This is a genomic window from Peribacillus deserti (assembly GCF_002863585.1).
In the GTDB taxonomy this organism is placed as follows: Bacteria; Bacillota; Bacilli; order Bacillales; family DSM-1321; genus Paraperibacillus; species Paraperibacillus deserti_A.
This window is the reverse complement of record NZ_PGUY01000052.1, coordinates 1-14,226: the sequence shown is the minus strand read 5'-3', so window position 1 is coordinate 14,226 and position 14,226 is coordinate 1. Positions and strand designations below refer to the sequence as shown.

Annotated in this window: 10 protein-coding genes, 9 tRNA genes and 1 rRNA gene; 2 read left to right on the top strand and 18 right to left on the bottom strand. The window is 42.2% G+C overall.

From position 1 onward, the window contains the following. Positions 1 to 32: 32 nt before the first annotated feature. On the top strand, positions 33 to 2,756 hold the full coding sequence (locus CUU66_RS16765; RefSeq protein WP_101644231.1) for a M14 family metallopeptidase: 2,724 nt from the start codon (positions 33 to 35) through the stop codon (positions 2,754 to 2,756). A 286-nt stretch (positions 2,757 to 3,042) separates the two neighbouring features. Here CUU66_RS16765 and CUU66_RS16760 read toward each other — a convergent pair whose 3' ends face one another. From CUU66_RS16760 to sigW, 7 genes are all read right to left on the bottom strand, one after another. Next, entirely contained in the window at positions 3,043 to 3,378 is a 336-nt protein-coding gene (locus tag CUU66_RS16760) for an N-6 DNA methylase (protein ID WP_219622798.1), read from the bottom strand. Between the two features lie 235 nt (positions 3,379 to 3,613). After that, positions 3,614 to 5,416, bottom strand: coding sequence for a glutamine--fructose-6-phosphate transaminase (isomerizing) (gene glmS, locus CUU66_RS16755; RefSeq protein WP_101644229.1), 1,803 nt, complete (start codon positions 5,414 to 5,416; stop codon positions 3,614 to 3,616). Positions 5,417 to 5,887: 471 nt separating this feature from the next. Continuing rightward, complete coding sequence (gene glmM, locus CUU66_RS16745; protein ID WP_101644225.1) at positions 5,888 to 7,231, bottom strand: phosphoglucosamine mutase; 1,344 nt, start codon at positions 7,229 to 7,231, stop codon at positions 5,888 to 5,890. A 42-nt stretch (positions 7,232 to 7,273) separates the two neighbouring features. Continuing rightward, positions 7,274 to 8,566 carry a CdaR family protein gene (locus CUU66_RS16740; protein WP_101644222.1) on the bottom strand — a complete coding sequence of 431 codons (1,293 nt, stop codon included), beginning with the start codon at positions 8,564 to 8,566 and terminating at the stop codon, positions 7,274 to 7,276. Beyond that, the gene (cdaA, locus tag CUU66_RS16735; RefSeq protein ID WP_101644220.1) at positions 8,559 to 9,383 is read right to left on the bottom strand and encodes a diadenylate cyclase CdaA; all 825 of its coding nucleotides are present in this window, start codon (positions 9,381 to 9,383) and stop codon (positions 8,559 to 8,561) included. The genes CUU66_RS16740 and cdaA overlap by 8 nt, the downstream gene beginning before the upstream one ends. A gap of 227 nt (positions 9,384 to 9,610) precedes the next feature. Beyond that, the gene (locus CUU66_RS16730; protein ID WP_101644218.1) at positions 9,611 to 10,240 is read right to left on the bottom strand and encodes an anti-sigma factor family protein; all 630 of its coding nucleotides are present in this window, start codon (positions 10,238 to 10,240) and stop codon (positions 9,611 to 9,613) included. Positions 10,241 to 10,255: 15 nt separating this feature from the next. After that, the gene (gene sigW / locus CUU66_RS16725; protein WP_101644216.1) at positions 10,256 to 10,819 is read right to left on the bottom strand and encodes an RNA polymerase sigma factor SigW; all 564 of its coding nucleotides are present in this window, start codon (positions 10,817 to 10,819) and stop codon (positions 10,256 to 10,258) included. 168 nt (positions 10,820 to 10,987) lie between these two features. Between sigW and CUU66_RS16720 the strand changes: the two genes are divergently transcribed. After that, complete coding sequence (locus CUU66_RS16720) at positions 10,988 to 11,152, top strand: aspartyl-phosphate phosphatase Spo0E family protein (RefSeq protein WP_257968035.1); 165 nt, start codon at positions 10,988 to 10,990, stop codon at positions 11,150 to 11,152. Between the two features lie 344 nt (positions 11,153 to 11,496). Here CUU66_RS16720 and rocF read toward each other — a convergent pair whose 3' ends face one another. The 11 genes from rocF to rrf all read right to left on the bottom strand — a co-directional run bounded on the left by rocF (position 11,497) and on the right by rrf (position 14,085). After that, positions 11,497 to 12,393, bottom strand: a complete 897-nt coding sequence (gene rocF / locus CUU66_RS16715; protein WP_101644214.1) for an arginase — start codon at positions 12,391 to 12,393, stop codon at positions 11,497 to 11,499. A 657-nt stretch (positions 12,394 to 13,050) separates the two neighbouring features. Beyond that, a tRNA-Ala gene (locus CUU66_RS16710) sits at positions 13,051 to 13,126 on the bottom strand. Between the two features lie 18 nt (positions 13,127 to 13,144). After that, positions 13,145 to 13,219, bottom strand: a tRNA-Gly gene (locus CUU66_RS16705). Positions 13,220 to 13,232: 13 nt separating this feature from the next. Beyond that, positions 13,233 to 13,305, bottom strand: a tRNA-Lys gene (locus tag CUU66_RS16700). A 3-nt stretch (positions 13,306 to 13,308) separates the two neighbouring features. Then, a tRNA-Gln gene (locus CUU66_RS16695) sits at positions 13,309 to 13,383 on the bottom strand. 119 nt (positions 13,384 to 13,502) lie between these two features. Beyond that, a tRNA-Tyr gene (locus CUU66_RS16690) sits at positions 13,503 to 13,587 on the bottom strand. 14 nt (positions 13,588 to 13,601) lie between these two features. Then, positions 13,602 to 13,677, bottom strand: a tRNA-Val gene (locus tag CUU66_RS16685). A 10-nt stretch (positions 13,678 to 13,687) separates the two neighbouring features. Next, positions 13,688 to 13,762, bottom strand: a tRNA-Glu gene (locus CUU66_RS16680). Between the two features lie 21 nt (positions 13,763 to 13,783). Next, a tRNA-Thr gene (locus tag CUU66_RS16675) sits at positions 13,784 to 13,856 on the bottom strand. Between the two features lies 1 nt (position 13,857). After that, positions 13,858 to 13,932: transfer RNA gene (locus CUU66_RS16670), tRNA-Asn, on the bottom strand. A 36-nt stretch (positions 13,933 to 13,968) separates the two neighbouring features. Next, positions 13,969 to 14,085, bottom strand: a 5S ribosomal RNA gene (gene rrf / locus CUU66_RS16665). Positions 14,086 to 14,226 lie beyond the last annotated feature (141 nt).

Here is a 14,226-nt window from a genome sequence, read left to right as displayed (position 1 = left end):
AGAAAATTTAGATAAATTAGGAGGAATGGTAAATGAACAAGAAGGGTCTTTCGGTTTTTCTTACCTTTTTACTGAGCTTTTCTTTGCTTCTGCCGGTAGTGCCGCTTGAGGCGGCTGCAGCCGCGGTAACAAAAGCACCTGTGAAGGTGTCGGAAACAGGCGTTTTAAATGTCAGCAACAGCAAAATCTCTATGACAGAGGCCCGTGATATCGAGGTGACCTTTGATCTTGGGTATGCTCCCGATTTGAGTAAGCTGCAATGGACATTCGGGAACAAGCCGCTCGGCGAGTGGAAGAAATGGAATGCGGATGCAAAAGCCTATACAGGAGAATCATACATAACCTTTAAAGAAACTCCTGCATTTGTAAACAATACGACCCAAATCAAAGCAACCCTTCATTTTGATTTGCTTTATGGTACGAACGATGTTTCACCCCGCAACCTGCGCGTTCTGTATCCGGCATTGATAGGAAATTATGACCTTGCAGTAAAAGCTGCAGATACAAATAAAGAGGCCAAGACTGCATTAAAACTAAACGTTTACGATGAATACTTGCGCTGGGATGAAATCAAACCGGCACTTAACCAAATCCATAAAGATGCGAAAAAAGGGCGATATGTATCATACGAACCGCTCGGGGCTTCTGTAGAAGGCCGTCCGATGCATTTTGTGGTTGTTGCCAAAAATAAAGCTGCCGTGGACACTTACTTAAAGGAACAGGCTCAGCAAAAAGTCAGCAACCCGCTTGAAATGAAGAAAAAGCTGGCAAGCGGCAAACTAAAAGATTTCAAGGTTCCTGTTTGGATCAATAACATCCATCCCGATGAATCACCGGGTGTCGATGCGATTGTTGATCTATACCGCACCATTGCAACAAAAGATTCCGCTACCTATAAAACAACAGACGAACAAGGCCGCGAAAAGACGGTTACCTTGAATGTGGATAAAGCGCTTGATAATGTCATCCTGCTTTTTAATTTTACACAAAATCCGGATGGACGTTTTTACAATACACGCCGGAACGCCAATGATTTCGACCTGAACCGGGACAATACATACCAGACTCAGATAGAAACTCAAACCCTGGCAAAAGGCCTCGCAAAGTGGAATCCAATCTCGTTAATTGATTTCCACGGGTTTTATAAGGAATTCGTGATTGAACCTTGTACACCACCACACAATCCAAACTATGAGTATGATTTGTTAATGGATGGAATGATTGCCAATGCAAACGAAATGGGAAAAGCCGGAATAGCCAACACAAAGTATGACAGCTATCTGATTCCGCTGCAGGATTGGCCAAACAAATTTGATGACGCTACACCTTCCTATACATCTACGTTTGCGATGTTCCATGGGACGATGGGCCATACGGTAGAAATTCCAGATTTGAATGCTGAGTCATACAAAGCATTGATTCATACTGGGTTGGCTGCCGTAAAGTATGCCTCAGACAACAAAGTGACGCTTTTCCGCAACCAGCTGGAAGTCTATGCACGCGGAGTGCTCAATGAAGATGACCGGGCAGTTGATGAGTGGATGGTAAATCCATCGGGGGAAAGTATAGGCCGTCCGCGCGGGAACAACGCGAACTTTTTCCCTGAATACTATGTCATCCCTGCAATAAAAGACTTACAGAAAAACGTTTACGAAGCCCACAAAATGGTAGAATACATGCTTCGCAATGGCATTAAAGTAGAACAATTGAAAACAGCAGCAAAGGTTGGTAAAGTGACCTATCCAGCTGGCACCTATGTCGTCAATATGCATCAGGGCTACCGCGGCTTTGCAAACGCCCTTCTATTTAAAGGGGAGGACCTTTCAGCATGGGAAGAGATGTACTCGGAAACTGTCAATAACTTCCCTGACCTGCGCGGATTCACTTCCTCAGAAATCCGTGTGGCGAATGCTTTTGCCGGAAAAACAACGCCAGTGAATAAAATAACTGTGCCAAAAACCGTTGTGGCTGGCAAATCAGAATACTATGTCATTAAAAACAGCAGCAACGAAGCAGTTAAAGCAGTGAATAACCTCCTAAACCGCAACGCAGTTGTTGAACAAGCAACTACCAGCGGAAAAGGGTACAGCGTCGGGGATTTCATTGTGAAAAAGAACGTTCTCGCGCTCGTACAAAATAAATACTACCTCGATGTTACCGGCTATGACCTTAAGGGAAAAACAAAAAAACTGGTGAAAACAAAAGTCTTTAACACAGGAAGCGGCCAGACAAAGTTTGTCTTGAATTCTCTTGGCTTTACCCTGGTGAATGATGCAGAAAGCGCAGATGTTATTGTCGATGATGCAGGAACTGCCGATAAAGCAGTAATCGCCAAAGGGAAAGACTATATCGGCATTGGCTACTCGGCATTGAACTTTGTGAAAAAATCCGAATTGCTGCCTGGCTTTAATTTTGCAACAACTACAGGCTCCCGTGCTTCCCATGAAGGCTTGCTCTGGTCAGATGTGGCAGCAAACACTCTGCTCACCTCCGGCTACAGCAAACAAGAGAAACTTTATATTGCAACAGGTTCCTATATCAGTTCAGTTCCTGCGGGTGCTACGGTTCTTGCCAAAGTGAGCACATACCCAGGGTACTTCGTCTCCGGCTGGTGGCCAAAACACGAAGCACTGAAGGGCCAGACCATTGCCATTACAAAAGGCAATATCACGTTATTTGCAAACGACCTAACAAACAAAGCACATCCAAGCTACAGCTTCCGTTTCCTATCCAATAGTATTTTTGCAAGTAAATAAGATTGCTAGAATCCGGGAGTTCCAAGGGAAGCATTACGATTCGAAAAAGGCAGCAATTATGCTGCCTTTTATCATTGTATGCACAGAGGCACACAGATCGTTTTCTTCATTCCTATTATCTCTGTTTTATCCGTTTCTTTAAGAGTCGCGATGATTGATTTCATCCTCAATTATGTGATAACAGAACCAGTAATTAGCCAACCTATACGAACAATCTCAATCCGCCTCATGGTTTCCACAATTTAATATCGCAAGTGGGTCCCGGGCTTTGCGAAGTACTTCTAAATCAATAAATCACATCAAAAGGCTCCATTTTACGAAGCTCTTTATAATCACTTTCTAATGCATTCCCGTGAAGGATATTAGGATTATCAATATCATGAATTAGCATATCGGTCACACACAGCATATGCGGCAAGGATTTCTTTTCAATACCATACACAGACTTGCTATAGATTCCTCTATTTTTAAGAGAGTTACCAACTTGTTTATTCAGTGCATTTAAAGTAGATGTTAAAAAGCCCCCTGTACCACAGGCGTTTTTAAAAAGGTCCTCCTTAATGAGTGAAACAAACTCTTCATCTACATTAGGCCTAGTATCTAAGTACCTTGCTTCATACATCTACTCTATATTTGATATACATATATCTGGCATTCCTCATTGCGTTACAATTCCCCAATCAATTCCCTCTTCCAGAAAGAACCTCCTTCCATTTTCAAATAACTCTAAAGTTCGTTTAGTTAAATTTTGAGGCAGGCTTCACTGTTCGAACTATATTAATTAATCCTACAAAGAAAAAAAATCCCCCAGGGATTTCCCTGGGGGTGACATTAATATAAATTTTTAATGAGTTCTCTTATTCCACAGTAACCGATTTAGCGAGATTTCTTGGCTTATCTACATCACAGTCACGATGAAGGGCTGCATAATAAGCAATAAGCTGCATTGGCACTACAGAGACAAGAGGAGTTAATAATTCATGAACAGCTGGAATGACGAAGCGGTCTTCTTCCATATCCAGTCCTTTCATGGAAATAATGCATGGATTCGCCCCGCGTGCTGATACTTCTTTTACGTTGCCGCGGATGCTCAAGTTTACATTTTCCTGTGTAGCAAGTGCTATTACAGGAGTGCCCTCTTCAATCAGGGCGATCGTTCCGTGCTTCAATTCACCGCCGGCAAATCCTTCAGCCTGGATATAGGAGATCTCTTTTAGCTTAAGAGCTCCTTCAAGTCCTACATAGTAATCCAAGCCGCGGCCGATAAAGAAGCAGTTGCGTGTGAATGAAAGATACTCGCGGGCTATGAAATCAAATTCTTCCTTAGAATCACAAAGGACTTCCATCGCATTCGCTACAATACCAAGCTCCTTCACAAGATTGAGGTTATCTGCTCTGCCGCGTGTCTTTGCAACAACGTCCGCTAAGATTGATAATACTGCAATCTGTGCTGTATATGCTTTGGTGGAAGCTACCGCAATTTCCGGCCCTGCATGAAGCAGAAGAGTGTAGTCCGCCTCACGGGATAATGTAGAACCAGGAACATTCGTGATTGTCAGCGCCTTATGGCCAAGCTCTTTAACTGCTACAAGAACAGCACGGCTGTCTGCCGTTTCTCCGCTTTGAGAGATAAAGATGAACAACGGTTTTTCAGGAAGAAGCGGCATGTTATAGCCAAATTCAGAAGCTACATGAACCTCTACAGGAATCCCTGCCATTCTTTCGATCAGCTGCTTGCCGACAAGTCCTGCATGGTAGCTGGTACCGCAGGCAACAATGTAAATACGGTCTGAAGATTTAACAGCATCAACGATTTCTTGATCGATGGTCAGATTTCCTTCTTCATCTTGATACTTCTGAATAATTTTTCTGATGACTAAAGGCTGTTCATCTGTCTCTTTCAGCATGTAGTGCGGATATGTTCCTTTTTCAATATCGCTCGCATCAAGCTCGGCTGTGTAAGGCTTGCGTTCCACTACTGTTCCCTCAAGAGTTTTAATCGTTACCTGCTCTTTCGTAACAATAACCATTTCCTTATCCATAAGCTCAACATATTGATCGGTCACTTGCAGCATCGCCATTGCATCACTAGCCACGACATTAAAGTCTGTTCCTACACCTACTAACAGCGGACTTTTGTTTTTCGCAACAAAAATCGTGTCAGAAACCTTTTCATCTAAAAGCGCAAGAGCGTAAGAACCTTTTAATAAAGTAAGAGTCTGGCGGAATGCCTCTTCCGTCTCCATTCCCTCATTGGCAAATTTCTCAATTAGCTGAACGATTACTTCTGTGTCCGTTTCACTGATGAACTCTGTGCCTTCTAGATATTCACGTTTTAGAATGGAATAGTTCTCAATTACACCGTTATGAACCAATGTAAAACGGCCAGAAGTACTCTGATGCGGGTGCGCATTCACCTGGCTTGGAACGCCGTGGGTTGCCCATCTAGTATGGCCTATGCCTGTATGAGCTGAAACTGATTCATCAACAATTGCACGCAGGTCGGCAATGCGGCCTTTTTCTTTAAACACGTGAATTTGTTCATTTCCTCTAACAGCAATACCCGCAGAGTCATAGCCTCTATATTCAAGCTTTTCTAATCCTTTTAAAAGGATTTCTTTTGAATCCTGATTTCCAATATATCCAACAATTCCGCACATTATAAATTTCCTCCTTAGAGTAAGGAGGCAAGATGACCGGGGGCCTGTCTTGCCCCCTTATCTCTGAATCTTATATTTTTAGCTGTACAGCTCTTCCCCCTTTGTTCAAAGAGTTACCCCTTTGTTTTAAGAGAAAAATTGCGGTTGTGTACAGGCAACCGGGAGGTACCCGCCGAAAAATCGATAATCCTCCACCTCGTCAACTAAGCCTTGTCGTCCCGCTTAGTCCTGGCGCTTTTGGTTGATGCTCTTCACGATCCACCTTTCTAGTCTTTTCTGATTTTACGCTTTAAGCGAAAAACATGATAATCATATCCTAATATTGAACTCTCGTCAATCATTTTTCGTACTCACTTGATAACACTCATGGTCTTTACCCTTATAAAACAGCTTAAAAACCTGGCTCACTCTATAAAAATATGCATAAGAGGAAGAGAGCGTTCCTCTTATGCATATATTAAACACCTTATTTTACAGACCCATTTCCGCTTGGACTACTTCTGCAATTCTTTGAACATAATCATTGCACTGCTCTTCTGTAGGAGCTTCTGCCATAACACGGACTAATGGCTCTGTACCTGAAGGGCGTACGAGGATACGTCCATCGCCGTTCATTTCTCGTTCAACCTGCTGAATGATTTCTTGAACCTTTGGATTAGCTGTAACTCCATGTTTATCTGTCACTTTTATATTAACCAGCTTTTGTGGAAACTTCACCATTTCACCAGCTAACTCTGAAAGTGATTTCTTTGTAGCTTTCATGATATTGACAAGCTGTACCCCTGAAAGAAGCCCATCCCCAGTGGCATTGAAGTCAAGAAATATAATGTGGCCGGACTGTTCGCCGCCAAGATTATAGCCGCCCCTTTTCATTTCTTCAACAACATAACGGTCACCTACTGCGGTTTGTGCACTTTGAATGCCATTTTCCTGAAGACCTTTGTAAAAACCAAGGTTGCTCATAACCGTAGAAACGACAGTTGAGTGCTTAAGCCGCCCCTGCTCATTCAGGTATTTCGCACAGATATACATGATCTGGTCGCCATCAACGATGTTTCCATTTTCATCGATAGCTATTAATCGGTCTCCATCTCCATCAAAGGCAAGCCCCACATCTGCTCCTTTTTCTTTTAGGAATGCAGACAATGCCTCAGGATGTGTAGAACCGACACCCTCATTAATATTCAATCCGTCAGGAGAAGCTCCCATAGTCGATATGTCAGCTTCCAGATCAGCAAATAAATGCGCAGCAAGCGAAGATGTCGCGCCGTGAGCACAGTCCAGAGCCACATGAATGTTTGAGAAGTCCTCGTCAACTGTCTGCTTTAAGTATTGAATATATTTTTGGCAGCCTTCAAAGTAATCATTAACGGTACCAAGATCTGCTCCAACCGGGCGGGGCAGATGGTCAGTATCCATATCCATCAGACTTTCAATTTCATTTTCCTGCTCATCGGAAAGCTTAAAACCATCTGGTCCGAAAAACTTAATGCCGTTATCCGCTACAGGGTTATGTGAAGCTGAAATCATGACTCCCGCCTGTGCACCCTGTGCTTTTGTCAGGTAAGATACTCCCGGAGTAGAAATAACTCCTAATCTCATTACCTCTGCACCTATTGACAGCAAACCAGCTATCAGAGCACTTTCAAGCATTTCACCAGAAATACGAGTATCCCGGCCGATTAAAACCTTTGGACGGCTAGTGTCCTTTGTTAGAACATACCCGCCGAATCGGCCAAGCTTAAACGCAAGCTCCGGAGTTAATTCTGTATTTGCTACCCCGCGGACTCCGTCTGTGCCAAAATATTTACCCATTGCATATCGCTCCCTTTTTATATGTTTCAAACGATTCATTTCTCATTCTGCTTCCTTCTTAACCAGATCAACTGCCGCTTTTTCGTATGGAGTTTTCCATGAAAGATCATCAGGCAGATTTGTAAGTACTGCCGTTTCGCTGCGTCCCTCTGGAAGCTTGCTTGCATCTATGGAAAGCTGGATATCCGACTCCGTTAATGCCTTAATTTTTTCAGGCGGACCGGTTACAGTAATATTCAGAGACCCGTTAGAAGGAGTAACAAACGTTAAGTCGTAGTCTTCTGGCAGGCCTGCAGGAATAATTTCAATATTGCTGAACGTTTTTGAAATTTGTTCCGCCGCTGCTTCTTGCTCTTCCTTTTCGTCTTTGAGTTCTTCTTTTTGTTTCCCGGCTTTTACCGAGACACTCACTTTTTCGTCGGAAGCCCTGTATATACCCTCCGGCAGCTGGATATTATGCTCAAAATTGGTGGAGCTGTCAATATTGTTTACATTGACGGGCACCCTGATATTTTGTATTTTATTTAATTCAGACTCCTTACCATAAAGAATGATTTCCCGCGGATTAATGTTAATCGACTGTATGTCAACCCCATCCTGTAGTTTTCCTGTCTGATAAGGAATTACGGAAACCTTCTTAGAAGGAAGCTGGATCGGGATCCTTACATCAACCGACGAAGGTTCGATCGATACATCTAGATTATTAAGGTTTTTATCTAACGCCCTTACTTTAGCTCTTCTTTCCACGGTTTCGTTTACGCCTTGTTCCAGTTCAATTGAAGCCCTCACAATCGAAATTTGCTCCATGATATCCTTCGCTCCAGTGATCCTGACTCGTTCGGGATCAGCAGTCGGGACACCTGCAGTATATCCATCCTCCAAAAGATTTTCGTTATATTGCGGAAGAACGGAATATTCCTTTGTGATTTTTTCCTGAACTGTCACAGTTGCCTGATTAGGCTTTACGACTGCAGTAAGCTTATCCGAAAGATTCTCAACCTGGATCGGGACCTTTTGCTCGCCGATCACAGCATCCGCAAGATCGACACTGACTTTAAAGTCTCTTTGATTCTTTGCCGACAGAACGATGCTCTTGGGACCTTTCAAGGTTACATCTACTTTTTCAGGCACACCTTTTACTACTAAATTTTCACTGTCGTAATATACATCCACCTCAACACCTTCTACCGTCTCTGTTGAAGTTTTAGAAGTAGTAGAAAAACCCGAGGATCCTTTCTTTGCATCAGGTTGAAAATTAATGGATACAAACAGAAGAGCGGCCAATGAAAAAGCAATAATTTTTATGAACCATGGTGTTTTCATTAACCTATCCATTTTTCTTCACCCTCCAATTCCAAAGGGTTGGAGATACAGCCCTATTTTTATCAATTAATTCTACATTTAACATATCCTTAAGTGCATCTTGATTTAGGTTTCGGTAAAGCTCTCCATTTTTAGTTAAAGAAATACTGCCTGTCTCCTCAGACACGATGATTGTGATACTGTCTGTCACTTCTGAAACTCCCAATGCAGCCCTATGTCTTGTCCCAAGCTCCTTTGATATAAAAGGGCTCTCGGAAAGAGGAAGATAGCATGCAGCCGCTGCAACCTGGCTGCCCTGGATTATGACTGCTCCATCATGAAGAGGAGTATTAGGAATAAAGATATTAATCAAAAGCTCAGACGATATGGCGGAGTGCAAAGGAATACCCGTTTCAATATAGTCACTCATGCCTGTTTCTCTCTCTACTGAGATTAAAGCACCAATACGCCTCTTTGCCATGTAATTTGTGGCCTTGATAATAGATTCGACAAGGCGCTCCTGGCCTTCTTCTTCTATCTGCCCGCTGGCCCTGGAAAAGATCTTTCCCCTCCCCAGCTGTTCAAGCGCCCTTCTGAGTTCAGGCTGAAAAATAATGATGATCGCCAGGAAACCCCAGGTCATAGCTTGTTCCATTAACCAGCCGAGTGTATTCAGGCCAAGGAAATTACTTAAGCTCTGAACAATCACTATAACAAAGATCCCTTTAAGAAGCTGTACAGCTTTAGTACCTCTAATCACCATGAGAAGTTTGTAAATAACAAACCACACAAGCAAAATATCAATGAAATTTATAAAATAATCATAGAAGGTAAAGTGGGATAAAGACATGTTACTTTCCTCCAGTCATTTAATCCGACAAGGACTCCCTTTCACTTATCGAACATATATCTAACTGTATGTCATCAAAAGCCTGCACTAAGTATGGCAACCTGAGATTTAACACAATACTTGAAATTATACCATGAAAACAAATGTTTTTCTCTAAATAACCCCTTGATAATCCTGCGTGTTACTAGAAAATTATGTATGAAAGGCCATCCCGTATAGGATGGCCCTTATTTTCCGTTATTAGTAGTCAAAAAATTAGAAACACCCTGTACACCTGTTTTAATTTTGTACCATAACCACTCAAAAGCCTGATCAATTTCTTTGATTTCACCCGTTACACTTCCAGCTGATGCCAGGTACCGGTTTCCATTAATCACCGTGACATCCCCCTGCACTTTCCCCTCAATCTTGATGTCTCCATTTCTAACCAGTATATCACCCTTTACCGTTTTGCCCTCAGGCACGATCACTGTATGATTTTGCACGACCAGATTCGACTGTCGGTTAACTGAAAAATCGTTTCCCTGATTCCAGGAAGTTAATATAGCCCCCGAGATCAAAACAATGAAAAGGGCTGCAGCTGATAAAACGGGATGCCCCATCATCCATCCCTTAATCCTTTTTTTCTTCTTGTCTTCCTGAGGGAGGCTTGCCATGACCCTATGGGTAAAGTCAGAAGACACCTTTAGATCCAGCGGTACTTTTACAAATGAAACAGCCTTCTTTAGCTCATATAAGTAATTACGGCAATCCTCACATGATGCAAGATGCTCCTTTAATAACCGTTCCTTCTCGGAGCTGATCTCTTCATCCAGGTAATCATGCATATAGTCAATTATTTCTTCCGGGCATGCCATGGAATTCACCTTCCCTTATAAATGACGAAGCTGAAGCCTTAAAGCTTCTCGTCCCCTATGAATTCTAGTTTTTACTGTATTTACTGGAAGATCCAGTGTATCGCTGATTTCCTTGAGCGATAGATCCTCAATATACTTCAAAATGATGACGGAGCGGTACTTTTCTGGAAGCTTCGATATTTCGTTCTGAATGGTGTCCTGCATCTCCATACTTTCCACTTCATCTTCCGGGCTTTCTGTATCTGAAGCAATTTGGGAATACATGTCTAACCCATCCGTTCCAGCGATTTCAGCATCCAGATAATAATCAGGCTTCTTTTTTCTCATTCTATCTATGCATAAGTTCGTGGCAATTCTGTAAATCCAAGTAGAGAATTTCATATTTAAGTTGAAGCTTTTAATATTAACATAGGCCTTTACAAAAGCCTCTTGGGCTAAATCCTCCGCTTCATGCCTATTCCCAATCATTCGGTAGCATAAATAAAAGACTTTTTCCTTATACTCCTCTACAATATAGCTGTAAGCATTTTGATTGCCCTTTAATACCTGCTTAATTTTCTCTTTAATGAGCACTTCCATTGTTTATATTACCCCCGCTATGCGGCTATACGATTTCTACGAATCGCAAGCTGAAAGGTTTCAAAAATTTATATGTTTATTTTAACAAAGATTTACAATATATGGTTTATTATATCTAAAAACCGGGAACAAATTAGAAGATGCTAAAGGGGAAGGTTGGTTATTACGATGACGATCGAAATGAAAGAGCTGTTAAATGATATTGAAAAATGCCGTGCGAGAATGGTGAATTTAGCTTCCCGCGCCTCTATGATAGATCATAACGTAGTTGAAGCAAGTACACAATTAGATACTCTCATACATAAATATATATTGATGACAAGAAAACAGTAACCCATTTGGGTTACTGTTCTTTTTTTATTATATCAAAGATGTGTCTTTTATTTGTGGAGGAAATCACAGTAAAATGGTGAGCTTTACCTATATCCAGCTGCAAGTCTTTAGATCCTCGAGTCATAAGCCAACCTTCTATGGAAAGAAAATCGCTTCCCGTTTCCTTCTCGTCTTATGCTTGTCTGACGCATAAGTGCGACTAAGCTTCTGTCTTCGCTAGCGCTCGCCAATCAGCAAGTCTTCTTTATCGGATCTCTGCCTCCTATAAAATATCTATTCATAATCCTATCGAAAAATCATAGGGTTCTGAATCAGCTTGAAGGGGCACCGCTTTCCTCTTTTCACTATGCTAATTTTTCACCAAATAATGATCCCATTAATGCAACTGCTACTTTTGCCGTTCTATTGCGTTCATCTAAGATTGGATTTACTTCTACGAATTCAGCTGAAGTGATAAGCTCAGATTCAGCAAGCATTTCCATGGCAAGATGGCTTTCCCTGTAAGAAATTCCACCCATGACTGGTGTACCGACGCCTGGTGCATCTATCGGATCCAGTCCGTCCAGATCTAGTGATAAGTGCACACCATCTGTTTTTTCTTTTAAATAGTCTATTGCTTCTTCCATGACCCTGGCCATTCCTAGTCGATCAATTTCATGCATGGTATATACTTTAATGCCCTGCTCTTTAATTAATTCCTTTTCACCATCATCTAAGGCTCTTGCTCCGATTACCACTACATTCTCTGGCTTAATCTTAGGGCTATAACCATGCAGATTAGTGAGGACCGGGTTTCCAAAACCCAGACTGGCTGCAAGTGGCGTACCATGAATATTACCCGAAGGAGACGTTTCTTCTGTATTTAAATCTCCATGGGCATCATACCAAATAACCCCTAAGTTTTTATAATGCTTGGCTACGCCGGCGAGCGTACCGATAGCGATACTGTGGTCTCCGCCAAGCACTAAAGGAAAATCCCCATTTTCCAAGATATTATCGACCTTTTCAGCCAGCTTTTCATTACCTTCTGCTACAAGCTTCAGGTTCTTTAGTCTCTCATTGGGATTATGCAGACGTTCTGCCCGCCCAATTATAATGTCCCCATTATCTTCCACATCATATTTCAAATGCTCTAAACGTTCGATTACACCCGCATAGCGTATGGCGCTCGGCCCCATGTCAACCCCGCGGCGAGTCTGCCCAAGGTCCATCGGCACCCCAACCAATGATATCTTTTTCATATAGTTTCCTCCTCTACCCCTCTAATCTCTATTCTCTATTTATTTTATAAGTAAAAAAGGAATGACTCAACTCGACAAAAAAATGTATAAGTATGCGTTTTCATATAGCAGTATCATTTAGCTGTTATAAATAAAATTCACGGGAAATAGTAATGTTAACGGGGACGTCATATTAGATTAGATTGTAGTTCAAGCTATTTGTTTATAGATTTTTTTAAGGGCCTGGTCAAGTGCACCCGATCAGCATAAGTTCCATTACCTAAGCATATTCACAAAATGATAAGCATAAGAGCTTAATGATCAGCGTAGCAGTGACAAAGATAAGCATAATCTTCTACAACTTAAGCATAAAGTAGCCCAACTTAAGCATAATACTTCGAAACATAAGCATATATTCCTTAAACCCAAGCATAAACTTCCTGGATGAAATCAAAAAATGTCAAAAGCTGATTTTGAAGCTAAAAATGTTAAGTTTTAAGCATAACCGATGATAACATTTCAATAAAATAACGTAATCCTTTAAAATAAAGAAATCACAGCCTCAAATTAATTAGTTCATTCTCCCTACGGTACTTGTACCAAAAAGTCTTCTCAACAAAAAAAACCTTAAATCTTAATAGATTTAAGGATAAATGGTGTATGTAGTAAAAAGTTAGATGGTGGAGCCTAGCGGGATCGAACCGCTGACCTCCTGCGTGCAAGGCAGGCGCTCTCCCAGCTGAGCTAAGGCCCCTTAATAACGAAATTAGAGTGGAGCGGAAGACGGGATTCGAACCCGCGACCCCAACCTTGGCAAGGTTGTATTCTACCACTGAACTACTTCCGCCAAATATATATGATGAGCCATGAAGGATTCGAACCTTCGACCCTCTGATTAAAAGTCAGATGCTCTACCGGCTGAGCTAATGGCTCATATGGCTGGGCTAGCTGGATTCGAACCAACGCATGACGGAGTCAAAGTCCGTTGCCTTACCGCTTGGCTATAGCCCATTAAATAATAAGGGTTAACTTCCTCAATTAGCCTGCGCTAATGAAATAGTTAACTGCATCTTGACATTATTATATTCCCCTATATTTCAGGATTATATAACAAGTCTTTATTAAAAAAATGGTGGAGGGGGACGGATTCGAACCGCCGAACCCTGAGGGAGCGGATTTACAGTCCGCCGCGTTTAGCCACTTCGCTACCCCTCCGAAAGAAGTAATTATGGTGGAGGATGACGGGATCGAACCGCCGACCCTCTGCTTGTAAGGCAGATGCTCTCCCAGCTGAGCTAATCCTCCAATTTATATATGGTGACCCCTACGGGATTCGAACCCGTGTTACCGCCGTGAAAGGGCGGTGTCTTAACCGCTTGACCAAGGGGCCGATAACTTGTACAAAATAAAAAGCTCCCAACCGGACTCGAACCGGTGACCTCTTCCTTACCATGGAAGTGCTCTACCTGCTGAGCTATGGAAGCATGGCTCCGCAGGTAGGACTCGAACCTACGACCGTTCGGTTAACAGCCGAATGCTCTACCACTGAGCTACTGCGGAATAATATGGTAAACTTCCTAACTTATTAAAAAGCCAGCCTGGCAGCGTCCTACTCTCACAGGGGGAGAGCCCCCAACTACCATCGGCGCTGAAGAGCTTAACTTCCGTGTTCGGGATGGGAACGGGTGTGGCCTCTTCGCCATAACTACCAGACAAGTTTTTTCATCAATCGACATTAACTATTATAACATCATTTGATATATTTTTTCAAGAGTTTTTTCATCTTTTTTAAAAGAACATCGTTCTTTCAAAACTAGATAACAGAAGGCTGATTTGTGTCTCGAGTATAAATCA